21 protein-coding genes are annotated in these 22,421 nt (G+C 59.8%); 3 read left to right on the top strand and 18 right to left on the bottom strand.

All coding sequences use genetic code 11. From position 1 onward, the window contains the following. Both VJS46_RS04130 and VJS46_RS04125 read left to right on the top strand, forming a co-directional pair. On the top strand, positions 1-782 hold a 782-nt coding region (locus VJS46_RS04130; RefSeq protein ID WP_324058073.1), incomplete at its 5' end, for a TrbI/VirB10 family protein. Continuing rightward, positions 779-1,006: a DUF2274 domain-containing protein gene (locus tag VJS46_RS04125; RefSeq protein WP_324058072.1), complete on the top strand. Its 228-nt coding sequence runs from the start codon at positions 779-781 to the stop codon at positions 1,004-1,006. The genes VJS46_RS04130 and VJS46_RS04125, both read left to right, overlap by 4 nt. Here the strand turns inward: VJS46_RS04125 and VJS46_RS04120 are convergent. From VJS46_RS04120 to VJS46_RS04035, 18 genes are all read right to left on the bottom strand, one after another. Continuing rightward, positions 994-1,890: a LysR family transcriptional regulator gene (locus tag VJS46_RS04120; protein ID WP_324058071.1), complete on the bottom strand. Its 897-nt coding sequence runs from the start codon at positions 1,888-1,890 to the stop codon at positions 994-996. The two genes, VJS46_RS04125 and VJS46_RS04120, sit on opposite strands and share 13 nt — an antisense overlap. After that, entirely contained in the window at positions 1,891-2,760 is an 870-nt protein-coding gene (locus VJS46_RS04115) for an amidohydrolase family protein (protein ID WP_324058070.1), read from the bottom strand. It abuts the gene before it with no gap. After that, a complete protein-coding gene (gene pobA / locus VJS46_RS04110) occupies positions 2,757-3,926 on the bottom strand; it encodes a 4-hydroxybenzoate 3-monooxygenase (RefSeq protein ID WP_324058069.1) in 1,170 nt (389 codons plus the stop codon). Before pobA ends, VJS46_RS04115 begins: the two co-directional genes overlap by 4 nt. A gap of 77 nt (positions 3,927-4,003) precedes the next feature. Further along, positions 4,004-5,401 carry an aldehyde dehydrogenase gene (locus tag VJS46_RS04105; RefSeq protein WP_324058068.1) on the bottom strand — a complete coding sequence of 466 codons (1,398 nt, stop codon included), beginning with the start codon at positions 5,399-5,401 and terminating at the stop codon, positions 4,004-4,006. 25 nt (positions 5,402-5,426) lie between these two features. Further along, positions 5,427-6,266, bottom strand: a complete 840-nt coding sequence (locus tag VJS46_RS04100; protein ID WP_324058067.1) for a p-hydroxycinnamoyl CoA hydratase/lyase — start codon at positions 6,264-6,266, stop codon at positions 5,427-5,429. Positions 6,267-6,340: 74 nt separating this feature from the next. Further along, a complete protein-coding gene (locus tag VJS46_RS04095) occupies positions 6,341-7,273 on the bottom strand; it encodes an electron transfer flavoprotein subunit alpha/FixB family protein (RefSeq protein WP_324058066.1) in 933 nt (310 codons plus the stop codon). Next, positions 7,273-8,031, bottom strand: coding sequence for an electron transfer flavoprotein subunit beta/FixA family protein (locus tag VJS46_RS04090; RefSeq protein ID WP_324058065.1), 759 nt, complete (start codon positions 8,029-8,031; stop codon positions 7,273-7,275). The genes VJS46_RS04095 and VJS46_RS04090 overlap by 1 nt, the downstream gene beginning before the upstream one ends. Then, positions 8,031-9,761, bottom strand: a complete 1,731-nt coding sequence (locus VJS46_RS04085) for an acyl-CoA dehydrogenase family protein (RefSeq protein WP_324058064.1) — start codon at positions 9,759-9,761, stop codon at positions 8,031-8,033. Before VJS46_RS04085 ends, VJS46_RS04090 begins: the two co-directional genes overlap by 1 nt. A 42-nt stretch (positions 9,762-9,803) precedes the next feature. Next, the gene (locus VJS46_RS04080; RefSeq protein ID WP_324058063.1) at positions 9,804-10,610 is read right to left on the bottom strand and encodes an SDR family oxidoreductase; all 807 of its coding nucleotides are present in this window, start codon (positions 10,608-10,610) and stop codon (positions 9,804-9,806) included. Next, positions 10,607-10,975: an EthD domain-containing protein gene (locus VJS46_RS04075; protein ID WP_324058062.1), complete on the bottom strand. Its 369-nt coding sequence runs from the start codon at positions 10,973-10,975 to the stop codon at positions 10,607-10,609. The genes VJS46_RS04080 and VJS46_RS04075 overlap by 4 nt, the downstream gene beginning before the upstream one ends. Beyond that, entirely contained in the window at positions 10,972-11,838 is an 867-nt protein-coding gene (locus VJS46_RS04070) for an enoyl-CoA hydratase/isomerase family protein (RefSeq protein WP_324058061.1), read from the bottom strand. The genes VJS46_RS04075 and VJS46_RS04070 overlap by 4 nt, the downstream gene beginning before the upstream one ends. Beyond that, on the bottom strand, positions 11,832-12,572 hold the full coding sequence (locus tag VJS46_RS04065; RefSeq protein WP_324058060.1) for an SDR family oxidoreductase: 741 nt from the start codon (positions 12,570-12,572) through the stop codon (positions 11,832-11,834). The genes VJS46_RS04070 and VJS46_RS04065 overlap by 7 nt, the downstream gene beginning before the upstream one ends. A gap of 12 nt (positions 12,573-12,584) precedes the next feature. Beyond that, on the bottom strand, positions 12,585-13,370 hold the full coding sequence (locus VJS46_RS04060) for an SDR family oxidoreductase (protein WP_324058059.1): 786 nt from the start codon (positions 13,368-13,370) through the stop codon (positions 12,585-12,587). Then, positions 13,367-14,485 (bottom strand): saccharopine dehydrogenase family protein, encoded by a 1,119-nt coding sequence (locus VJS46_RS04055; protein ID WP_324058058.1) that lies wholly within the window; start codon positions 14,483-14,485, stop codon positions 13,367-13,369. Before VJS46_RS04055 ends, VJS46_RS04060 begins: the two co-directional genes overlap by 4 nt. Continuing rightward, positions 14,482-16,080 carry a class I adenylate-forming enzyme family protein gene (locus VJS46_RS04050; RefSeq protein ID WP_324058057.1) on the bottom strand — a complete coding sequence of 533 codons (1,599 nt, stop codon included), beginning with the start codon at positions 16,078-16,080 and terminating at the stop codon, positions 14,482-14,484. Before VJS46_RS04050 ends, VJS46_RS04055 begins: the two co-directional genes overlap by 4 nt. A gap of 2 nt (positions 16,081-16,082) precedes the next feature. Next, positions 16,083-17,324 carry a thiolase family protein gene (locus tag VJS46_RS04045; protein WP_324058056.1) on the bottom strand — a complete coding sequence of 414 codons (1,242 nt, stop codon included), beginning with the start codon at positions 17,322-17,324 and terminating at the stop codon, positions 16,083-16,085. An 11-nt stretch (positions 17,325-17,335) separates the two neighbouring features. Next, on the bottom strand, positions 17,336-18,631 hold the full coding sequence (locus tag VJS46_RS04040; RefSeq protein WP_324058055.1) for an acyl-CoA dehydrogenase family protein: 1,296 nt from the start codon (positions 18,629-18,631) through the stop codon (positions 17,336-17,338). A 14-nt stretch (positions 18,632-18,645) separates the two neighbouring features. After that, positions 18,646-21,156, bottom strand: a complete 2,511-nt coding sequence (locus tag VJS46_RS04035) for a TonB-dependent receptor (RefSeq protein ID WP_324058054.1) — start codon at positions 21,154-21,156, stop codon at positions 18,646-18,648. Between VJS46_RS04035 and VJS46_RS04030 the strand changes: the two genes are divergently transcribed. Next, positions 21,150-22,310 carry a helix-turn-helix domain-containing protein gene (locus VJS46_RS04030; RefSeq protein ID WP_324058053.1) on the top strand — a complete coding sequence of 387 codons (1,161 nt, stop codon included), beginning with the start codon at positions 21,150-21,152 and terminating at the stop codon, positions 22,308-22,310. The two genes, VJS46_RS04035 and VJS46_RS04030, sit on opposite strands and share 7 nt — an antisense overlap. Positions 22,311-22,421 lie beyond the last annotated feature (111 nt).

The following is a 22,421-nucleotide window of genomic DNA, read 5'->3' as shown; positions in this document are numbered from 1 at the left end:
GCGGCGAACAGGAACGCGAAGCCGCGCGCGGCAGCCGCCTGTTCTTCGGTGGTGGATCGCAGGCAAGTGGGAGTGCGGGCTTTGCTGGACTGCCGCCGCCCGCCGACACTCCGGCTGCAACACCTGCGGCTGCGCCACAGTCCGATGCTGGCCGCAATCAGGCGTTTCTGGAACGGGCTAGCGACCGTCGCACCGTGTCGACCGAACGGCTGACCGGACTGGCCTCACCTTCGATCCTGCAAGCGGGATCGGTCATTCCCGCCGCGCTGATCACCGGCATCCGCTCTGACCTGCCGGGCCTGGTGACTGCGCAGGTCACCCAGAATGTCTATGACAGTCCGACCGGGCGCATCCTGCTCATCCCCCAAGGTTCGCGGCTGATCGGTGATTATGATGCCGATGTTGCGTTCGGGCAGAGCCGGATCCTGCTTGCCTGGAACCGGCTGATCCTCCCCGATGGCCGCTCGATCGTACTCGAACGCCAGCCCGCGTCCGACCCGCGCGGCTTTGCCGGGCTGCAAGACGGCACCGATTACCATTGGGGCGGTGTACTCAAGGCTGCGCTGGTCTCGACGCTCCTGGGTGCTGGTTCGGAGTTCGGTTCGGGCGACGACGGCAATCTCGCCCGCGCGTTCCGCCGCGGCACGCAGGACAGCATCAATCGCGCCGGCGAGCAGATTGTTTCGCGCGAACTGAACGTCCGCCCGACGCTGACCATCCGGCCTGGTTTTCCCGTGCGCGTGCTGGTGACTCGCGACCTGGTGCTGGGAGGCGGACAATGACACGGCTGAAGCTGGCCGATCTCGCGGACGAGAAGCCGGTGCGGCTGACGGTCGAGGTGTCGGCGCGGTTGCACCGCGAACTGCTGGCATATGCTGCCGTCCTCAACGGCGGCGAGGCCAAGGGCGCCCCGACGCCCGAACGGCTAATTCCGCCGATGATCGAGCGGTTTATTGCGACCGACCGGAGCTACGCGAAGACGCGCCGCGCGGCTCAGCCCGGGTAGCGCTCCTCGATGAGGTTGAAGAAGCGCTGGAGCGCAGGGTTATCGTTATCGGCGCGCCAGTAGAGGGAATACTCGAGCCGCGCCGGGCCGGTGAGGTCGTGGATTTCCACAAAGCGGAGATCGGTCCAGGCAATGCCCTGTGAAGCTTCGGTTGCGATCGAAATGTGTCGCTTCGCCGCGACCATGCTGAGGACACTTTCAAGGCTGGTGTCCTGCAGAATGATGTTTGGCCGCTTGCCCTGCTCGGTCAATCGCGCAGCAATCAGGTTGCCAAAGATAGGCCCCAGACCGCTCGCTGGTACGACAAAGACTTCGCGACGCAGATCTTGCCAATAGATTTGCTCGCGCTCAGCCAGTGCATGATCATTCGGCAAAACAGCAAAGAGGCGTTCGGACCAGATGCGGCGAGAGGAAATGCCATCCTCGCGATGTCCAATCGGCGCGACGGCAACGTCGAGGGTATGGGAATGGAGTCCGTGGAACAGTCTTTCCAGGCCTGCCTCGACCCCATCGAATTGCACGTCCTCGAACTTTGTGAGGTAGTCGGAAATCGCCAGCCTCAGGTTTCCCGCCATGAGCGGCGAGCAATAGCCAACGGCAATCCGCCCTTGCAGGCCGCAGCTGACGTTGCTGGCGGTGGTCCGCAGATTATCGACATCGGTGATGATACGGCGAGCCTGCTCGATGAAAGGGCGACCGTTCTCGGTGATCTCGGCACCGCGGGTTGAGCGCTCGAACAACTTCACACCCAGACGATTCTCGAGTTGCTGGACTCGTCGGCTCAGCGTGATCTGCTTCACGTTCAGCGCTCCCGCCGCGCGCGAAAAGCTCTTCGCATCAGCTGTCGCGACGGCGTAACGTAGCTGATGGATCTCAATGGTCATTCAAGCCAAACCCAGAAGGCTGACTGCATTGTCTTTCATTATGCCTGGCAGCACCTCATCGCGGAAGCCCACGGCTTTCGCCGCCTCGATCCATTTGGTCGGATGGATCAGCGGAAAATCGCTGCCGAAAAGCATCTTCTTGCGCAGTTGACCGTTGGCATACTGGATGATTTGCGGCTGGAAGAATTTCGGGCTCCATCCCGAAAGGTCGATGAAGACGTTCTCCTTGTGGAGCGCCATCGACAGGCTCTCGTCTACCCAGGGCCAGCTGGGATGCGCCAAGATGATCTTCATGTCGGGGAAATCGACAGCCACATCGTCGACCAGCATCGGCTGACCCCATTTCAGCCGGACGCTGCCGCCACCGCGCATACCGGTACCCATACCAGAATGTCCCGTGTGGAAGATTGCCGGGAGTTTGTGCTCGGCAATCACTTCGTAGATCGGATAGCCGACGCGATCGCCTGGATCGCAATCTTGCATGATGTGATGGAATTTGAAACCACGGACTCCGAAATTTTCGATCAGGTCACGAGCTTCGCGCGCGCCTAGCTTGCCCTTGCGCGGATCAATTGAAGCGAATGGGATGCAGATATCCGTATTGCGAGCAGCAAATTCGGCGATCTCATAGTTTGAAACCCGCTTTGCACCGAGGCCGCTCTCGCAGTCGACGGTGAACAGGCAAAAGGCGATTTGCTGTTCTCGGTAGATTTCTGCGATTTCGGGCATCTTCGGCCGCTCGCGCGGTGCCTTGAAATAGGCGCTCGCCGCATCAAAGAACCGACCCATGACCGGATCCTCCGGATCATGACAGGAGACCTCGGCATGGACGTGAACGTCGATAGCCTTGATGCTGGAGAGGTCGATCATACCGGCAATCCCACATAGTTCTCTGCGATTGAGGTCTGAGCCGCGACCGAATTGGCGATGTAGTCTAGCTCTGCCACCTGCATCGCGCGCTCAAACGGGCCGTCGTCAGGGAAGCGGTGCATCAGCTTGGTGAGCGACCAGCTAAAGCGTTCGCTCTTCCATACCCGTGCCAGTGCCTTTGCGGAGTAGCCGGCGACCGCATCGTTGTCGTTGCGGTGGAAATAGCCAATCAGCGCGTCACAAGCATAATGCACGTCACTTGCAGCAAGGTTCAGGCCCTTGGCACCCGTTGGCGGAACAATATGTGCCGCATCGCCGCAGAGCAGCAGGCTTCCGTGGCGCATTGGTTCGAACACATAGGATCGCAGCGGGGCGATCGACTTCTCAAGCGCCGGGCCGCGGACGATGTTGCTCGCAGCTTCGAGACCGAGCCGGGCGGCCAGTTCATCCCAAATCCGATCGTCCGACCAGTCTTCGATATGCTCGGTGAGCGGCACATCGACATAGTATCGACTGCGGGTGTCGCTGCGCATCGAGGCAAGGGCAAAACCGCGTTCGTGGTTGGCGTAGATCAGTTCATGATTGCACGGCGGCACATCGGCCAGGATACCGAGCCAGCCGAAGGGGTAGACACGTTCGAATTCGCGCGCGGCGCTTGCTGGAATGGCTTTACGGCTGGGGCCATGGAAACCGTCGCAACCCGCAATGAACCTCGCTTCAATGCGGCGCTGAGTTCCATCCTTAGTATAGGTTACACTCGGCGCATCGCTTTCAATGTCATGCAACGCAACGTCTTCGGCCCCATAGATCACCGCAAGACCGCGCGAACCAGCGGCTTGCATCAGGTCGCGCGTGATCTCGGTCTGACCATAGACCATCACCTGCTTGCCGGTGAGTTCGGCAATATCGATGCGGATGAGCCGCTCGCCATCAGCCAGGTTGAAACCGTCATGCGGGAGGCCTTCGGCGTTCATTCGGCCATCGAGACCAAGGCGCCGCATCAGCGAAACGGTGATCTGCTCCAGCACACCTGCACGGATCCGCCCGAGCACATAGTCCCCCGTCTGGCGTTCGAGGACGATGCAGTCGATACCTTCGGCTTTCAGCAGGTGTCCAAGCAACAGACCTGCCGGGCCTGCGCCAATGATTGCAACTCTCGTCTTCATAAAACTCTCAGTTAATTTGCGTTGGCTCGTGGGCGGCGATCATTGGTTCGAAGAATCCAAGGCACCGTTCCAGCCGCTCAGATGGGGAAATGACCGGGAAGCGTTTCGACCGTGATCCAGCGCGTCTCGGTAAAGCTGTCGATGCCCTGTTTGCCTCCGAACCGGCCATATCCCGATGCCCCGACCCCGCCGAAAGGCATCTGCGCCTCATCATGCACGGTCGGCCCGTTGACGTGACAAATGCCGGACCGGATGCACCGGGCCACGGTCAGCCCCTTTGCCACGTCGCGCGTGAACACGGCGGCGGAGAGCCCGTACTGAGTGTCATTTGCCAGTTCGATCGCGTGCTCGGTGTCGCGCGCGCGAATGATCGCCACCACTGGACCAAAGCTCTCGTCGCGGTAGAGGTTCATCGCCGAGGTCACGCTGTCAACGACGGTCGCCGGCATCACCACGCTCTCGCCCTTGCCGCCGGCGATTACCGAGGCGCCCTTGGCTGTTGCGTCTTCGATCAGGCTGTTTACGTGGTTGACCGTCTTCTGATCGACTACCGCGCCCAATGGGGTATTACCCTCGCGAGGGTCGCCCGCAGCCAGGCTGCCCGCCTTGGCGGCGAACTTGGCGGCGAAGGAATCGGCGACGGCATCGACCACGATGATTCGCTCGGTCGACATGCAGATCTGGCCCTGGTTCATGAAGGCGCCGAAGGCGGCGGCCTTGACCGCCTCGTCAAGGTCGGCGTCCTCAAGCACCACCAGCGGGGCCTTGCCGCCCAGCTCGAGCAGGCACGGCTTGAGGTGTTCGGCGGCGCGCTTGGCGATGATCCGGCCGACATTGGTGGAGCCGGTGAAGTTGACCCGCTTGACCTCGGGCGCATCGATCAGCGCGCCGACCACTTCGGCGGCATCCTCGGGCGCGTTGGTGACGACATTGACCACGCCTTCGGGGAAGCCCGCTTCGGCAAACGCCTCGATGATCAGGGCATGGGTGCGCGGGCAGGTCTCGCTGGCTTTCAGGATCACCGCATTGCCGCAGGCGAGCGGCACGGCGATGGCGCGCACGCCAAGAATGATCGGCGCGTTCCACGGGGCGATGCCGAGGATGACGCCGACCGGTTCCTTGAGCGCCATGGCAAGGCAGCCCGGCTTGTCCGAGGGGATGACTTCGCCGGCGATCTGGGTGGTCAGCGCCGCGGCCTCGCGGACCATGCCCGCGGCGAGTCCGAGGTTGAACATCGCCCAACCTGCGGTCGAGCCAGTTTCTGCCATCATCGCCGCAACGAACTGCTCCTTCTTCGCCTCGAGCGCGTCGGCCGCTTTCATCAGCACCGCGCGGCGCGCATTAGGACCTTGTGCGGCCCATGCCAGGAATGCCGCGGCGGCCCTAGCGGCAATAGCGGGAATGTCGCCTGCCTTCATCGCCCTGGCGGACGAGGCAATTTCGCCGGTAATCGGATTGATGCGCGTGAATTCCATCGACGCCTCCCAATGTCCAAATGCTCTATTTCGCGATCTTCGCAGTATCAAATGCGCCTAGACCTGGTTTGAATGTCTTTTCATCAAGGAACTGCCTGGTCGCTTCCTTGCGCGCCGCAAGACCGCCCATGCTGTTCAGAGCTTCTTGAGCGCGAATCAGATAGTCCATAGCATTATCGAAAGTCATTTCGCTCATTCGCTTCATTGCCCACTTGGTGGAGCGCAGTGCATTCTGGTCTTTCTTCAGTAGCACTTGGGCGATTTCCAGCACCCTGGCGCTCAGGTGGTCTGCCGGGACGCTCTCAGTGACGAGGCCCTGCTCGGCAGCCTGCTTGCCCGTCAGGTTCTCACCCATCATTGCGTGGTAAATCGCCTTGCGGAATGGCATCAGTTCCTGCGCCACCTTGCTGGCACCACCGCCGGGCAGAATTCCCCAGTTGATTTCGGACAGGCCGAAGGTCGCGTCATCCGCTGCGACCACTATGTCGAGCGCATGGAGTGGGCCGTAGGCACCACCGAAAGCCCACCCGTTGACCATGCCGATCGTGGGCTTCTCGTACCAGCGCAGGCGGTCCCACCAGCCATAGGCTTCGCGCTGCGCCTTGCGGATCGCGTGAATACCCTGGGCTTCATTCTCGCGAAAATATTCCTGGAGATCCATGCCTGCCGAGAAGGCATCGCCTTCACCGGTCAGGACGAGCACGCCTACATCGTCGCGGAACTCGAGTTCGTCGAGAACGCGCATCATCTGCCGATTGAGCTTGGGGCTCATGCAGTTCCGCTTTTCGGGACGGTTGTACTTCACCCAGGCAATGCGGTTTTCAACCGTATACGAGACGGTGTCCCCTTCAGGGCGCTCAGTCATTTTCAAAGTTCCTTCAGATTAAAACGAGTTGTGAATGCCGACTGACAACGACAGAGATGGGTCACTGACAGATCTCAGAGCTTGGAAATGACGGCCGGCACCGCGTTGAACAGATCCGCGACGAGGCCGACGTCGGCGACCTGGAAGATCGGGGCGTCCTCGTCCTTGTTGATCGCGATGATGGTCTTGCTATCCTTCATGCCGGCGAGGTGCTGGATCGCGCCGGAGATGCCGATCGCGATGTAGACTTCGGGGGCGACGATCTTGCCGGTCTGGCCGACCTGGTAATCGTTGGGAACGTAGCCCGCATCGACCGCGGCGCGGCTCGCGCCGACCGCGGCGCCGAGCTTGTCGGCGAGCGGGAAGATCGTGGCCTCGAAGGTCGGCCCGTCCTTGAGGGCACGGCCGCCCGAGACGATGATCTTGGCGCTGGTCAGCTCGGGGCGTTCGCTCTTGGCGATCTCGGCGCCGACGAAGCTCGACAGGCCCGCGTCACCGCTGCCCGAAACGGCCTCGACCGTGCCCGAGCCGCTTGTCGGATCCGCCTTGGCAAAGGCGGTGCCGCGAACGGTGATCACGAGCTTGGCATCCGCGCTCTCGACCGTGGCGATGGCGTTGCCGGCATAGGTCGGGCGGGTGAAGGTCCTGGGGCCTTCGACCGAGAGGATGTCGCTCACCTGCATCACGTCGAGCAGCGCGGCGACGCGCGGCGCGACATTCTTGCCGTGCGAGGTGGCGGGCGCGACGAAGGCGTCGTGACCGGCCATCAGCTCGACGATCAGCGGCGCGACATTCTCGGCGAGCGCGTCCTTGAGCGCGGGATTGTCGGCGAGATGGACCTTGACCACGCCGGCGATCTTCGCCGCCTGATCGGCGACCGCGGCGCAGCCCGAACCCGCGACCAGCAGGTGGACTTCACCGAGCTGCGAGGCAGCGGTGACCGCAGCGAGGGTGGCGTCCTTCAAGGACGCGTTGTCATGTTCGACCCAGACGAGGACCTTGGCCATCAGGCGACTCCCATTTCCTTGAGCTTGGCAACGAGGCCATCGACGTCGGCCACCTTGATGCCCGCGCTGCGCACCGGCGGTTCGCTGACCTTCAAGGTCTTGAGCCGCGGCGCGGTATCGACCCCGTAGTCGGCCGGTGCCTTGACGGCGAGCGGCTTCGACTTGGCCTTCATGATATTGGGCAACGAAGCATAGCGCGGCTCGTTGAGGCGCAGGTCGGTGGTGACCACCGCCGGCAGCTTGAGGCTCACCGTCTCGAGCCCGCCATCGACCTCGCGGGTCACCGCGACGCTGTCGCCCGAGACCTCGACCTTCGAGGCGAAGGTCCCCTGCGGGCGGCCCATCAGCGCGGCGAGCATCTGCCCGGTCTGGTTGCAATCGTCGTCGATTGCCTGCTTGCCGAGGATGACGAGGCCCGGGCCTTCCTCATCGGCGATGGCCTTGAGGATCTTGGCCACCGCCAGCGGCTCGACCTCGGAGCCAGCGCCTTCTGGGGTCAGCACCAGGATCGCCCGGTCGGCACCCATCGCAAGCGCGGTGCGCAGCGTTTCCTGGGCCTTCTGCGGACCCACCGACACCGCGACGATCTCGGTCGCCACCCCCTTTTCCTTCAGCCGGATCGCTTCCTCGACCGCGATCTCGTCGAACGGGTTCATGCTCATCTTCACATTCGCCAGATCGACACCGCTGCCGTCGGACTTCACCCGCGGCTTGACGTTATAGTCGATAACCCGCTTCACACAGACCAGGGTCTTCATCAATTGACCTCATTTCGATAATCATTCGAGGCGTGCACCGCGTCGAATTCAGATGTCAGCTGTTCGCCGAGCGCGACCAATCCAGCCGCGGTCTGAGCTTCGGGAAGTGCGATATTAAGCCAGTGCCGTCCCAGGGCCGCGAGCCGCTCGTGCAATGGATTTCCCTGCAGTCCGGCCAACCTCAGCGCAATCCAGCCGGTCGTCGACAGCGACGCCAACCGCAGGAACGGATAACAGACTTGCGCAGCAGACTGTTTGACCAGCTTTGAGCGTGCCGCTTCGAGCAAAGACAGCAACTCCGCCATTTGCGACGACGCTACCCGGTCACGAGAAAGCCCGATTTCGTCTTTAGCTTTTGTGACGAAGACATCGAAGGGGCGCGAATCCTTACCGAGCACGCGCCGCATCACTAAATCCAGGGCCTGCATGCCGCTGGTACCCTCATAGATGGACAGTACGCGCGCATCGCGAAGATATTGTTCAGCCGGCCATTCTGTCGTGTAACCGGCTCCCCCTAGGACTTGAATTGCGTCGCTGGCGCACGAAAACGCCGCCTCCGCGCAAAAATTCTTTGTGATCGGCAGCAGCCATTCAAGTAGGCTTGCGGCCTCGCCTCGCTGCCGTTCGTCTTCTTCTCTCTCCGCAAGGTCGGACATCAGTGCAGCGGTCAGGACCAGGCCTCTTGCCATCTCGGCTCGCGACGCCACGCCAAGCAGGAGTCGCCGGACATCGCCATGACGGTTGATCGGTACAGCAGGCGCGTCCAAGCGACCGCCCTGCTTACGTTCTGCCGCGTAGCGCCAGGCCAGGTCGGCACAGGCGTTAGCGATTCCCGCGCCCTGACTCCCGACCGACAGCCGCATTCCCACGATCATCGCAAAGAGCTGTGACAGGCCCCGATTCAGCGTGCCGATCAGATAGCCTTTGGCTCCGTCGAACCCCAGTGCGCATGTCGGCGATCCGTGCAGTCCGAGTTTTTCTTCGATCCGGCGGACATGGATGCAATTGGCAACGCCTTCGATTGCGGATGGGACAAGGAACAGGCTTATGCCGGATGTGTTGGTGCCAGGGTCGACGGTCTTCGCCAAGACCATGTGACCAATACGCTCCGTCAAGCAGTGGTCGCCAAAGCTGATCCACATCTTCTCGCCGGTGATGGAGTACTCACCATCCGGGCATTCTTCAGCGCGAGTCTTCAACCTTGGAACGTCGGACCCTGCATCTGCCTCAGAGATGCAGATCGTTGCGCCCCAATTTCCTGCGACAAGGTGCGGAATCCATTCATCTTTGATGCTCTTAGAAGCATACTGATCGATAACCTTGACTGCACAACGCATCGGCGTGGGGAGCATGCCGAACGCAGCCGAGGCACCATTGAACAGTTCTTCGCAGGCGCAATGGATCACAGTGGGCAAACCTGCGCCGCCGTATTCAGAAGGCGCGTCGATTGTTGTCCACCCCCCGGAGACAAACGCCTCCCAAGCATCGTCATGGCTTTTCGCTAACTGCACGCGACCATCGATCAGGGCACAACCTTCGGCATCGGCAGCGCGATTGAAGGGGAACAGGACTCCCTCCGCGAGGCTTCCGGCAGCATCGAGGATTTGCGTCAGGAAAGCTTCATCAAGGCCGCTTTCGGGAGCAAGGTGCGCCAATCGCGCAAATTCGGGGAATGCGACGAGCTGGGCTGCAAGCGATGCCTTTGCAAGGGATTGGTTTGGTTCTGACATGTTCTGACCGTTGGAATTTGCGTGAAGCGTCCCCGATGCCGGCTACTCGTTGCTTGCGAACTGCAAGGTGCCGACGTCGACGACACTGCCGCCGCCGTCCGCCGTCACAACGGAGCCAGTCATGAAGGACGAATCAGCGGAGCAGAGAAATGCGACGATCGCGGCTATCTCGTCGGGCATTGCCATCCGCTTGAGTGGATAGACTTTGACAATTGCTTCGCTAAATGCCGACTCTTCCAACCCCTTTTGGGCGGCAATCCCCGCAAGGGCGCGTTCGGCCATCTCGGTTTTCACCCAGCCCGGACACAAGGCGTTGCACCGAATGCCTTCAGGACCATAATCATAGGCAATCGAGCGGTTCAGCCCCAGCAAACCAGCTTTGGTTGTCAAATAGGGCACATAAGAAGGTGCGCCGAAAAGGCTCGCTACCGAGGCCACGAGCACTATGGCCCCGCCGCCTCGTTTGCGCATCGCGGGCACGGCCGCGCGACAAGCTAGCATCGCTCCCTCGAGATTCACCTCGAATACGCGCCGCCAATCTTCGATCGAAACTGTCTCTACCGATCCGAACAGCTCTATACCTGCGTTCGCTACCAAGACGTCGAGGCCACCGTACAGAGCGACGGCCTCGCTCACGGCGCGATCGAGATCGACCAAGGAGGCAGTGTCACCTACGACAAAGTGTCCCCCGCATTCCTCGGCTACGCGCCGCAAAGGCGACTCACGCCTGCCCATCACGACCACGCGCCCGCCTTCTGCAGAAATCCGCCGAGCCGATGCCGCCCCGATCCCGGTGCCACCGCCAGTGATCAGGGCAACCTTGCCGGAAAACCGGGTCAAATCAGTCATGCCACCACCTCATGCGCGGTCGTGAAAAGAATGACGGAGCGGGCTAAGTCGATGAACTTCCCTTCATCCTCCGCCAAAAGCTTCTGAGCATCAGCCGCCGCCGGATCTGTGTTCCCCCGGGCTAGTGCTTCTGGGCTTTCGAAACTGATCGCGGCGACACCGTCAAAGGGTGCGCTGGTCCCGCGCATGGCCTGCATAGCAGCGGCCACTTCCGGCAGAACGGCATGGTTCTGCACATAGCGGACGATACCCAATCGATCGGCCAAAGAATTGACAAGGTCAGCATGATGCCCTCGCCAGTAGTCCGTAAAATCTTCTATGGACATGCCGACCTTGCGATGCAGGCAATAATGGATTGTGATCATAATATCTCCCGCTCGGTTCGATCTTTGTTGTTCAGGTCCAGTAACCAGTGATCCAGTGCCTGGGCTTCGATCTCTCTTGTCTGGAAGCCGTTGCTCAGTGCCGTTCGAACCCGCGACCGTGCTTCATTCTGGGCAAATGCTCGCAGGAACGCTGCAAATTCGAAGCTCAGCCCGTCTTGCATTGGGGCGTGCGCCTGGTTGATAGCCGCTTTCGCTTCAACGATGGCATGACGTGGATAGGACGCGACCTGCTTTGAAAAGCGCAAGACGAAGTCGTCCAACAAGTGGTCTGGAAGAGCCCGGGTTAACCACCCGATCCGTTCGGCCTCCACTGCCGAAAAATCCATTCCGCCCAATATCGCTTCAAGCGCGTGAGTTCGCCCGACAAGCCGAGGTAAGCGCTGGGTAGCCCCACATCCTGGAGGAAAGCCCAAAGCTACTTCAGGCTGACCTAAAACTGTTCGTTCAAGCGCGCCATATCTCAAATCAAGCGCTAAAAGGAACTCGCTGCCGCCGCCACGCGCCACTCCCCGAATTTTCCCGATCGTCAGTTGCGGCAAATTCGCGAACCGGTCGACGACCATTTGATGCAAGGATGGTTCACACACATCTTTTGCGTCAGGCAGCTTCATCCCTTCGAGCATTGTGAGATCAGCGTGTGCTATGAAGAACGCCTCATCGGCGCTTTCGAAAACCACTACGCTGATAGATCCTTGTTGCTCCAGCCAAAGTCCAAGCTCCGCAAGGTCATTCATCATCACGATGTCGAGCAGATTTAGCGGTGGATGATTGAAAACAACGGTGGCTATTCCGTCACTAACGGTCAGTTCGATGGCCGCGAAAGATGGCTGGGCGGTCAGCACGCCGTTATGCCGCCATCGACCAAATGGGCCGAACCGGTTACCGAGCGCGCTTCTTCACTCAGTAGGAAGACCGTCATTGCAGCGACGTCTTCGGGCGTCGCACAACGTCCCGTCGCATGCCGCGCATCGAGTTGCTGCCAAACCTCGGGATCATTCAGCTCTGCGAGCGTGAGTGGTGTGCGCACGTAGGTGGGACAAACTGCATTGCACCTTATTCCTTGGGCGCCATACTCAAGGGCGATCGTCTTCGTTAGCCCGATGATCGCATGTTTCGTCGCGACGTAACCCGCCGTTCCCGCCTGACCTATGAAGCCGCAGATCGATGCCATATTGACGATGGCTCCCCCGCCCTGGGCCACCAGGTGCGGCAACTGCGCGCGAAGCGAATAGAACACCCCTGACAGATTGATCGCGACGATCCGGTCCCACCATTCCAGTGGATAATTGGCAGACGCCACAAATGGCCCGCCAACACCGGCGTTATTGACGGCGCCATGCAATCCTCCGAATTCGCTGACTACCTGAGTGAACGCTTCGGCCAACGCCGCCGCATCGGTAACATCCACTCGAAATGCGCGCGCGCGATCGGCTTCGCCTGCGACACGGGTAGCGTTTGCTTCATCGATGTCGAGGACCGCCACGCGCGCGCCCTCGCCGGCTAGGCGTCGAACGATCGCTTCGCCGATGCCCGAGCCGCCGCCGGTTACCGCGATTGTTTTTCCGGAAAATCTCATTGCCAGTTCAGCCTAGTTGTTCAAGGTCATGCCACCGTCGATGATCAACTGGGTGCCTGTGACGAAACGACTTTCATCTGATGCAAGGAAGAGGACGGCATGCGCTATGTCCTCTGGCTGCTGCGGGCAGCCGAGCGGAATTTGAGCGTCGAACATTTTGCCTGCCGCTTCCGGCCCGATGTTGCTATCCCGACCGACACGATCGATGATCCCTTGCATCATCGCCGTTCGGACCTGCCCCGGATGGACCGAGTTGCAGCGGATGCCATAGCCGGACTGCGCGCAATGCATCGCAACGCTGCGCGAGATGTGTGCAATGGTTGCCTTGCTGGCACCGTAGGAGATGACGAAGGCGGCCGGTATCAGAGCGGCGATCGACGATAGATTGATGATCGAGCCTGGCCCGCTCCGTGCCATTAGCGGAATGGCGTGCTTACAGCCCAAGACCGTCCCATCGACATTGACGGCGAAGATGCGATGGAAATCCTGCAACTCGACCCGCTCGATATCCTCGCCACCTTTGCTTCCCGCGATCCCGGCATTGTTGATGAGCACGTCCAGCCCACCATAGTCGTTCTCGATCCGAGCGATCACGCTTTCCCAAGCCGCTTCGGATGAGACGTCGAGGGGATAGAAACTGCCGTCGAGATTTGACGCCAGCGCCCGACCCTCCGACTCCGCGATGTCTGCGACGAGAACGACCGCACCCTCGTCTGCAAGCCGCTTGGAAAAGGCAGCCCCCAGTCCGGTTGCTCCACCAGTAACGAGTATCCGCTTCCCTAGTACTCGGCCGGTCATGGGATGAGCGCTGTGAACTGTCCGAGCACACCGCCGTCTTCCAGCGCGGCACGCATCGGCTTTGCGCCCACTACCGAAACGGCAGACTGGAAACCGATCGCACGCTGACGGTTCTTGATCAGGCAATCGATGGTAACAGCGCCAATCAGGCCGGTCATGACATATCCAGTCACGCCCCACGTTGCGGTCGAGCGCGCCACCAGCGTTCCGCGGCCGTGGCAAGTGAACAGCACGCGATGCTGCGAATAGTCCTCCCTGGGTTGATCGCCTTGCGGGGCAATTTCGTTCGCCCATGCGTTGGTCGCGGCTTCCTGTTCGGCGTCGGAAAGCGGTGCGTATTTGGCAGCGAATTCCTGCATCTTAGGAACCAGCATTTCCATCAGCGCCTGATTCTGGAATGTGACCAGAGTGGAGCAATTCAGTACGCGTTCGTCGTTTTCGTAGAAGATTGATTCACCGCCGCCGCTCCACGGAAGAGCCGTGAGAATTCGATGATGGCCGGGGACCGCAACCTGGAAATGGGCAGCTGCAGGCCAAGCTTCGAGCCGCTTGTTCACCAACCTGTACTGGGGCTGGCAGCACATCCTCATGAAACTGAGTGTCGATGCTGCGGACGGCACGCCGTGAAGCGTGTAGAGAATGTCAACGCTGTCGATACCGGGCTTTTCCAGCACCGATTCGGCCGCCAACAGGCCAGAAACCCACATCGACGAGGTGGCGGGCGCCAGGACCAGACCCTTATCCTCGAACGCATGGCCATATTTTTCCCGGATCAGGATCTTCCAGTCCTGTTCACCGGTTGCATCGAGATAGTGACAGCCGGCCGCCAGGGCCGCGCGCACCACCGGTTCGCCGAACTGCATGAATGGTCCGACGAGATTGTGCACCACCTTCCGACCACGCAGCAGTTCGGTCAGCGCAGCCTCATCGTGGGCGACCTCGGCAATTTCATAGCGGGCCCCCTTCAGTTCCGGCTGCGCTTCAAGCCTTGCCTTGAGACGGGCTCCATTCCGCCCGGCGGCGATGAAGGGAATCCCCAGCTCAGCGAGCTTCCACATCACGTGTTCGCCCGTATACCCGCTCGCTCCATAAAGAACGACTTCGATATCGCTCATGCTTCCGCTCCTTGTTCCGTGAAAATCTTGGCTTTTCCGCTTGCGAATTCGTCAATCAGGAATCGCTCTTGAGGTTTTTCCGATGCTGTCTTCGGGATCTGTTCGACGACATGCAGAAAGCGTGGCACCATGTTTCGCTCAAGCTTGGCGTGTGCCCACCGGAAGACTTCGATTGGGTCGAACGATGCCGTCGGAACGATTGCCGCAACCACATCCCTTTCACCTGGTGCCCCGCCGCTGGAGGCGACCCCGTAAACGAAGATGTCGTCAATGCCCGGATGCTCGCCGAGCACGCGCTCAACGAAAGATGGGCTCACAAACTCCCCGTTGCGGCGAATGCCGCCTCCCTTACGATACTCGTAGAAGAGCCATCCATCGCCATCCATCCGGGCCATGTCGCCCGTCTGGAGCCAGCCATCTACCACCTTTGCGGATGAAGCCTCCGGGTTGTTGTGATAGGTTACCGGTGGGAATGGCCCCGTCGCCAACTGAAACTGGAGTTCGCCAACTTCATTTGGCTCGGCCAAGGCGCCATCCTCGCGGACAATTCGCGCGACCAGGCCGGGTGCCGCCCGGCCGCAACTGCCAATCGGTCCCTCGCCGGGGCGATTGATTGCCATCCCGCCCTCCATCGCGCCATAAAACTCAAGGATTTCAACCCCGAACCGCCGCGAAAAGTCTTCCCACAGGGCGATCGGCATCCCCGCCGAAACGACTAGGCGGAGTGGGTTCACGGCATCGTCTTCGTGTCTGGGCTCGGCATGGATCGCCGTGACCATTCCTCCCAGCAGAGAGAAGGTCGTGCAGCCGTGATGGCGGACGATATCCCAAAGCCGCGACTTGCTGAACTTGCGGCTAATGACCGCTCGCAGTCCCATCTTGAGAGAAGGGGCCAAGGTCACAAACTGGGCATTGCCGTGAGTCAGCGAGAGCCCGGTATACGGGCGATCGCCCGGTCTATAGCCAAAGACGGCTTCGCCGTGACCGGAAACGGCCCCGAACCGGCCATGGGGAACGACAATCCCCTTGGGGTCGCCGGTGGTTCCTGACGTATACATCAGTTGCATTGGCTCGGCTTCGCTTGCCACCGCGACCGGCAGGGCAGGTTCGGGCATCGGGGTCGACAGCCATTCGCGCATGGCGAACGTTGGAACCGGAACACTTGCCGCACCCAGTTCATCGACCCCGGCGACCCATTTTACGTTGGGGCAGTCCCCCAACGCCTCGATCACACCATTCAATGAGTAGCTGGCGCAGATGATGCCGCAGGAATCGCTATCACGCAGCATGTAGGCCAGCTTGGCGCCCCGCGTCCGCGGATCGATCGGGACAATGACGATGCCCTGTATGGCAGCAGCGATCATCAGTTCGACGAATTCGGGATGGTTCTGGATCAGGAGCGCAACCCGCGCGCCCTTCGCCAAGCCCAGGTCACGGAAAGCTTCAGCCAGCCGCTGTCCATTTTCCCACAGATCGCGATAGGTGCGGACTTCGCTCACCCCGCCGTCCTCGAAGGTCAAGACATCGAGGTCGGGCCGCGCAGCGGCCTGAGCGGCGACAAGATTGGCGATGATAAGAAGATTGGGTTCTGCCATGGTCATCCTCGTTTCAGGACCGTGACACAGAGCGCCGCCACATCCCCGTTGATGTAACCGCCCCCGTTCTCGGCAAGCCCGATGCGAGCTTTCTCCACCTGTCGGGGGCCGGATCGGCCTTTCAGTTGCTCGAAGATCTCGACGATTTGGGCGATGCCCGTGGCACCGATCGGATGTCCCTTTCTCAGTAGTCCCCCAGAGGGATTGACCACCGTCCGGCCTTCACCGCCCAAGGCGGTCAAACCCGCTTCGATAAAGCGGCCACCTTCGCCTACGGGGCAAAGACCGAGATATTCCGTGTGAAGGATTTCGGACGAAGCCGATGCGTCATGCAATTCGACCACGTCGAGATCGTCGGGGCCAAGGCCTGCTTCTTCGTATGTTCGTGCGATCAATTCGTGGAAGACAAGCGATTCCTTGCCTGCTGGGTAGTCCCAACTGGTTCCGAGGCTCGACGTAATAATCCGGACCGGATCCGTAAGCCCGATTTCGCGAGCTTTACGCTCGCTTACGAGAATGACTGCCGCAGCGCCGTCACCAATCGGCGAGCACATCGGCAGAGTAAGTGGCCACACGATCTCACGGGCGGCAAGCACTTCCTCGACGGTTGTCACGTTCCGGAACTGTGCCCGCGGGTTGAGTGCTCCATGACGTGAATTTTTGGCAGGGACGGCAGCGAGCTGTTCGCGGGTCGTTCCGTAAGCCTTCATGTGTGCGACGGCCTCGGTCGCATAAATGTCCATGAACAGCGACCGCGAAGCAGCCCCGGCGACATCGCCCTTGAGCCCCACTTCAGCCATTTTCCGGTCAACCAATGCCGCCAGGCCGTCAAGATCGGTTACGTCCACGGCGCCCGAGAAGACCGCGAATGTCTTGGCCTTGTCTTCGTGAACCAACTTTTCATAGCCTGCCGCCAGCACCACGTCGTACATGCCGGCGCTCACCATGGCTGCCGCTTGGTTGAGTGCGGTGGACGCGGTGGCGCAGGCATTTTCAACATTGATGACTGGAATCCGACCGATTCCGAGCGATCGAAGCACGACTTCGCCCGGAACGCAGACCTGTCCCGTGATGGTGCCAGCTGCGGCATTGCCCATGTAGGCAGCCTGGATGTCTGCGACCCCAAGGCCCGCATCAGCGAGTGCGGCTTTAATTGCGTCCCCGGCCAGATCCTTCAGGGTAAGCGCCGGGAACTTGCCGAAAGCGGTCATCCCGCCCCCGGCAACGATGGCATTCGTCTTCATTTCTGCCTTCCTTACAAGAGGTCGGGATCCATCATCTGATAGCCGCCCTTGATGCTCAGGATTTCATTGCACCCGTCCTCGATCATTGAGGCGCGGGCATCCCGCAGAATCTTTTCGATCGGATATTCTCGTGTGTTGCCGTTGCCGCCGAGCATCTGAAGGGCGTCGGAAGCAACTTCGAACGCTGTTTGCGTGGCCGTCACCTTAGCCGCCATAGCGGATTGAAGTGCTGGAACCGGCGCGGTCATGTTGTGCAGGGCCACGCGGCGCACGAGCGCTCGGGAAGCCTCCACTTTGCGATACATGTGGAATAATTGCTTCGCGACCGACTGATGCCGATAGATCGGCACGCCGCCTTGCTTGCGTTCGTGCGCGTATCGCCAAGCGATTTCAAACGATGCGCGAGCAGAACCCGTCCAGATGGCACCCATCTGACCGTTGGCCTCGCAATGGATGGCATAGACCGCGCGCTGGAACTCCTCCGGCCCAGCGATGATATGATCCGCCGACAGCTCGACATTGTCGAAGTAAATCTCGCCTTGAGGCAGTGGCCGTTGGCCGAGCTTGTCAATGAACTTGCCGCGAGAGACACCCTCGGCATTCATCGGTACAAGCATGACCACGCCGTTCTCGGGGTCCGGACCGTTCCCGCGGTCGGCGGCCGAGTAGAGCACACAGACGTCGGCAATGGGTCCGTTCGAAACCCACGCAGACTTTTGCCCGTTCAAGGTGACCTTGTCGCCTTCAATCTTTGCGACGCAGTTCGGGCGGCCGTATTTGCCCTGCGGATGGAAAATCTGCTTCGACGGATCGAGCGCGTCCGAACCATGGTCGGGCTCCGTGATCGCCCAACACCCGATCAGGTCTACCGGAAAGCGTTCAAGCAGATACTGCTTGCCGAACAAGAGAGCGAGTAGGGGGGGTAATTGGCAGGCACCAATGGTGACCGACAAGCCTCCGTCACCCCAGCCGAACTCTTCCATGATAATCGGCAAGATCTTGCCCAGTTCCTCGGGTGGAAGGGCACCCAGGGTGACCGGATTGATCTCAAGAGCCAGGTACTTCGGACGGAATTCAGTGTAGTAAATCGAATCCTTTCGAAGAATTTCCTCCTGAGTCATCCGGTCCAGCTTCTGGCCGACCGGGCGCATAACGTCCCGAGCGAAGGCGTGCGCCATATCCTGGAAAGCAGCCTCGGTCTCGGACAGGGGCGGCTCTGCCCCTGTCATCCCTAGCTTGACCTTTGGCTGCCTAGGCCAGGAAAGCGGGCCAATCAGCGCAGGCGTTTCATCTGGAAGAGTTGCCATGTCCGCTGCATTTCTCAGAAGTTGATCCGACCAGTGACATACCATTCACGCGGACGGTTGTAGGTGCCATAGGTGACGCCGCCAGCGATCTGCCCTTGACCGGTCGTGAGGTAGCGCTCGTCGGAGAGATTGGTCACGCCGAAGGCCAACTCCCAGTTCTTGTCTGGAGCTCGATAAGTAATTGACGAGTTAAGCATGTCCGTTGCCGGACGGGCGATCAGCGGCGAGTTTTCGGTATCGTTGAACAGCGAGCTGGTGTGCGTGTAATCTACCGACAGCATCACGTCTCCGTGATCTCCGAGGTCGATCCGGTACTGCGGGCTGAAGGTGAACTTCCATTCCGGCGTTTTGGGCAGTCGTGAGGTCAGCGTCACGCCGGTCACGAACGGTGAAAGTTCAGTATACCGGGCGTGTGTGTAACCAACGCCAGCCGACAGCGTTAGATCGGGAACTGGCCGCGCGAGAAACTCAGCTTCGAAGCCATAAATCTCGGCAGTGCCGGCATTCTGCAATGTCGGGGAAGTGCCAATCTGGAAGTTGAGCTGAATACCCTTGTATTTGGTGTAGAAGCTGGAAAGGTTGAACTGCGCCTTGCGATCGGCAAACTCCGACTTCACACCGAGTTCCCAGGTCGTGGCCTTTTCAGGACCGAATGACGGCGCGGGCGTTCCGGCAGGCTGCGGCGCGGTGAGGCGCGTCGTCCAACCACCGGTCTTATAACCCTGCGAGAACGAACCGTAAATCATCACGCCATCGGCCGGCTTGAATTCGAGACCAACCTTCGGGGAAAAATTGTTGAAGGACTGCCTGAAACCGCCCGCCGGAGCCAACGGGTAGACCTGGGTGGGCACCGCTGGATTGGGGTAGCAGAATACGCCAGGCGGAATGCCGATCAAAGAAGGGGCAGCCTGTCCGACCGAGCACAATGCCGCTTGAGACGCCGCATCGACAATATAGTAGCCATTCATCTTGTAGAAGAAGCCATTGGCATCTTGCTGCAAGCCGGTAAATCGCTTGTTTTCATGCGTGTAACGCCCGCCGAGCGTAAGGCTAAAGGTGTCCGAAATCTTGAAATTCAAGTGAGCATAGGCGGCATAGTTCTTCGTCCCGAGGAAATTCTGTCCATCGATCTGGAGTAAGCCAGCGGGAAAGGTCACCAAGTCATGAAGGTTGCCGCTCTCATTGAAATAGTAGAGCCCCAACACATAAGTCAGGCGGTCCTCCATGGTCTCGCCAGTCAGTTGCAGTTCCTGACTGAACTGCTCCTGATTCATATCGAACGAAGTTTGAAGGAACGGCAGTGGCGAACCGTCTTCGTCCTGGGCCGATTGCCAGTGAAGCTCGCGATAGCCGGTAATCGACTTCAATTGCGCTGAGCCCAAGTCCCAATCGATGACGAGTGACCCGCCATAGTTGCGCAGTCGCGAGAAGCTGTTTCCGGTCGCGTAGGTCTGATCGATGTCACTGGAAATGAACTGGTCGCCATAGAACAGGCTTGGATTGGTCAAGCCGAGTCCGCCGAGACTGGTGCCATATAGGATGTTATTGCAAACCCCAGTGGTCGCGAACGGCGGCAGCGCACCTGCAAGGCACCCGTTGTAGAGCGGGCCAAAAACATTGCTCGGATCGGCCGGATTCGTGTGCGTCTTGATTACGGTCGACGCCACACCATTGTTGTCCTGATGCAGATAGTCGCCTGTCAGCGTCACGGAAATATCGGGCGTGGCTTCCCACAGGAGTTTGCCACGAAGGGTGTACTGGTTCTCGCCCCCGAAACGGCTGGGATGCTTGGTTCCGAAAGACGGAAAGGCATCCGCAATCACGCCATTGGCGAAGCCGGGAAAATTGACGAGCTTCTGGTAGCCCTCATTGTTCTTGGTCGCAAAACTGAATGACGAAAACAGCGTGTCAGAGATCGGGATGTTCACCATGCCCTTTGCGTCAATGCGATTGAAGCGGCCGGCGGAAACTTCAAGCTTCCCGCCGAACTCCTTGGCCGGACGCCGCGTTACGATCGAAATCGCGCCACCGATTGTATTCCGGCCAAAAAGATCTCCCTGCGGCCCTTTGAGAATTTCAACGCGCTCGACATCGAGCAGGTCCTGGTTCGCACCAACCGAGCGGGCAAGGTACACGCCGTCGAGATAAACGCCGACGCCCGGATCAAGATTGAACGCAAAGTCGTTCTGGCCGATGCCGCGGATGAAGGCCGAAAGGACCGATGACGACCCCGAAAACGGCGTGCCGGCATCAAGTGACACGTTCGGCGCCAGATTGCCCATCGCCGTGACGTCTGAAATACCGCGTGACGAGAGCGATTCAGCGGTGAATGCGGTGATCGAGATCGGAACGTCTTGAACGTTCTCGGCGCGCTTCTGCGCCGTTACGATAATCTCGTTGATACCAGCATCTGCAGCTTGAGGGTCACTCTGGGCATGAGCGCCGGTTGCCGTAAGCGCAACCAACGCAACTCCGGCGGCGAGCGACGCCGAAAATTTCCTTACAGAATGAGCCCCTAGTGCCATATCAGATCCCCTCGTGGATTTCGGCACAATTATTTGTGCGCTACGTTCGCCCCACTTATGGCGGTCTTCGCAATGGAAATCTGCGCAGCAATGGTCCAAAAAATTTGCATTTTTGGAACCAATTTGCAATCTTGCGTGAACGATATGACGCGGAAAGAGCCAATGTTGAGGAAGGTGCGGGAATGAAGCTGAGCAAGCTTCCCCGCAGTGATGATGTGGTCCGGGTTTCCGGCGATGCTGCCCAATGGTCGCGCGCGCTCTCGTCCGTTTTCGTCGATCTCGAAGTCGAGCAACTCGATCCCCGACAGAAGCTTACGTCGCAGATACATCGCTATCCATTTGGTGATCTTACTTTTATTCGTGCCGTCACGCGCGGCGGAGCACACCTAGTCAAGCGCACGGATGCATTGATCCAGCAGTCCAACGACAACGTTTTCTTTATCGGATTTATGCTCGCGGGCGATGCTACGCTTTCGCAAGATGAACACTGCGCGGAGCTGCATTCCGGCGATATTGCCATTTTGGACAGCACCCGCGCATATGCCATCTTCGTTCCCCGCAGTCTTGATGCGCTTTGGGTCAGCGTCCCCCGCTACCGACTTGAGGGGCGATTGCACGCACTCTCCGACATTCTGGCCCAACGCATCGATGGCAGCACCGGAGCCGGTCATATTGCCTCGAGCATGCTGCGTGCTGCACTCGAAGAAGCGCCACGTATGCAATCCAGCCAAGCTAATAGGATTGCCAACCACTTGCTTGACCTCGTGAGTCTCAGCGTTGTCGGAAGAGTAGAAACTACACACGGTGATCGTGCAACGACCTATAGCACCTCAATGCTCCGCCGTGCTCAAGAGTATATCGAATTAAACGTCGATGACGAGGAACTGTCACCGGAAAAGGTCGCTTCTGCCCAGAATGTCAGCATGCGCTACATCAACAAGCTCTTCGCCCGAGAAGGTACGTCCGTCGCGCGCTGGATCAGAATTCGCCGACTGGAGCGTTGCCGGATGGATTTAGAAAATCCTGCCATGGCCAGTCGCACGATCAGTGAAATCGCCTACTCCCACGGTTTCGGTAATATCAGCAGTTTCAACCGTGCATTCCGCTCGCACTTCGGACTGTCACCGCGAACGCTTCGGAACCAGGATGGATGAAAGCCTGTCGATTCCGTTGCGTACAGAAGTCGTGTCCACCAAACCGGCAGAAGGCCAAATCTCGCGCACGGAAACAAGCTGCTGGGTACGTTCATGTATCGAAAGGGCACT

Source organism: Rhizorhapis sp. (genome assembly GCF_035276005.1).
In the GTDB taxonomy this organism is placed as follows: Bacteria; Pseudomonadota; Alphaproteobacteria; order Sphingomonadales; family Sphingomonadaceae; genus Rhizorhapis.
Note: the sequence above shows the minus strand (reverse complement) of the source record. Positions and strands in the feature narration are given on the sequence as shown.

Bases quoted from the DNA above. Each gene is read 5' to 3' on its own strand.
- VJS46_RS04125 (WP_324058072.1), top strand. From the start codon at position 779: ATGACACGGCTGAAGCTGGCCGATCTCGCGGACGAGAAGCCGGTGCGG.
- VJS46_RS04120 (WP_324058071.1), bottom strand. From the start codon at position 1,890: ATGACCATTGAGATCCATCAGCTACGTTACGCCGTCGCGACAGCTGAT.
- VJS46_RS04115 (WP_324058070.1), bottom strand. From the start codon at position 2,760: ATGATCGACCTCTCCAGCATCAAGGCTATCGACGTTCACGTCCATGCC.
- pobA (WP_324058069.1), bottom strand. From the start codon at position 3,926: ATGAAGACGAGAGTTGCAATCATTGGCGCAGGCCCGGCAGGTCTGTTG.
- VJS46_RS04105 (WP_324058068.1), bottom strand. From the start codon at position 5,401: ATGGAATTCACGCGCATCAATCCGATTACCGGCGAAATTGCCTCGTCC.
- VJS46_RS04100 (WP_324058067.1), bottom strand. From the start codon at position 6,266: ATGACTGAGCGCCCTGAAGGGGACACCGTCTCGTATACGGTTGAAAAC.
- VJS46_RS04095 (WP_324058066.1), bottom strand. From the start codon at position 7,273: ATGGCCAAGGTCCTCGTCTGGGTCGAACATGACAACGCGTCCTTGAAG.
- VJS46_RS04090 (WP_324058065.1), bottom strand. From the start codon at position 8,031: ATGAAGACCCTGGTCTGTGTGAAGCGGGTTATCGACTATAACGTCAAG.
- VJS46_RS04085 (WP_324058064.1), bottom strand. From the start codon at position 9,761: ATGTCAGAACCAAACCAATCCCTTGCAAAGGCATCGCTTGCAGCCCAG.
- VJS46_RS04080 (WP_324058063.1), bottom strand. From the start codon at position 10,610: ATGACTGATTTGACCCGGTTTTCCGGCAAGGTTGCCCTGATCACTGGC.
- VJS46_RS04075 (WP_324058062.1), bottom strand. From the start codon at position 10,975: ATGATCACAATCCATTATTGCCTGCATCGCAAGGTCGGCATGTCCATA.
- VJS46_RS04065 (WP_324058060.1), bottom strand. From the start codon at position 12,572: ATGAGATTTTCCGGAAAAACAATCGCGGTAACCGGCGGCGGCTCGGGC.
- VJS46_RS04060 (WP_324058059.1), bottom strand. From the start codon at position 13,370: ATGACCGGCCGAGTACTAGGGAAGCGGATACTCGTTACTGGTGGAGCA.
- VJS46_RS04055 (WP_324058058.1), bottom strand. From the start codon at position 14,485: ATGAGCGATATCGAAGTCGTTCTTTATGGAGCGAGCGGGTATACGGGC.
- VJS46_RS04050 (WP_324058057.1), bottom strand. From the start codon at position 16,080: ATGGCAGAACCCAATCTTCTTATCATCGCCAATCTTGTCGCCGCTCAG.
- VJS46_RS04045 (WP_324058056.1), bottom strand. From the start codon at position 17,324: ATGAAGACGAATGCCATCGTTGCCGGGGGCGGGATGACCGCTTTCGGC.
- VJS46_RS04040 (WP_324058055.1), bottom strand. From the start codon at position 18,631: ATGGCAACTCTTCCAGATGAAACGCCTGCGCTGATTGGCCCGCTTTCC.
- VJS46_RS04035 (WP_324058054.1), bottom strand. From the start codon at position 21,156: ATGGCACTAGGGGCTCATTCTGTAAGGAAATTTTCGGCGTCGCTCGCC.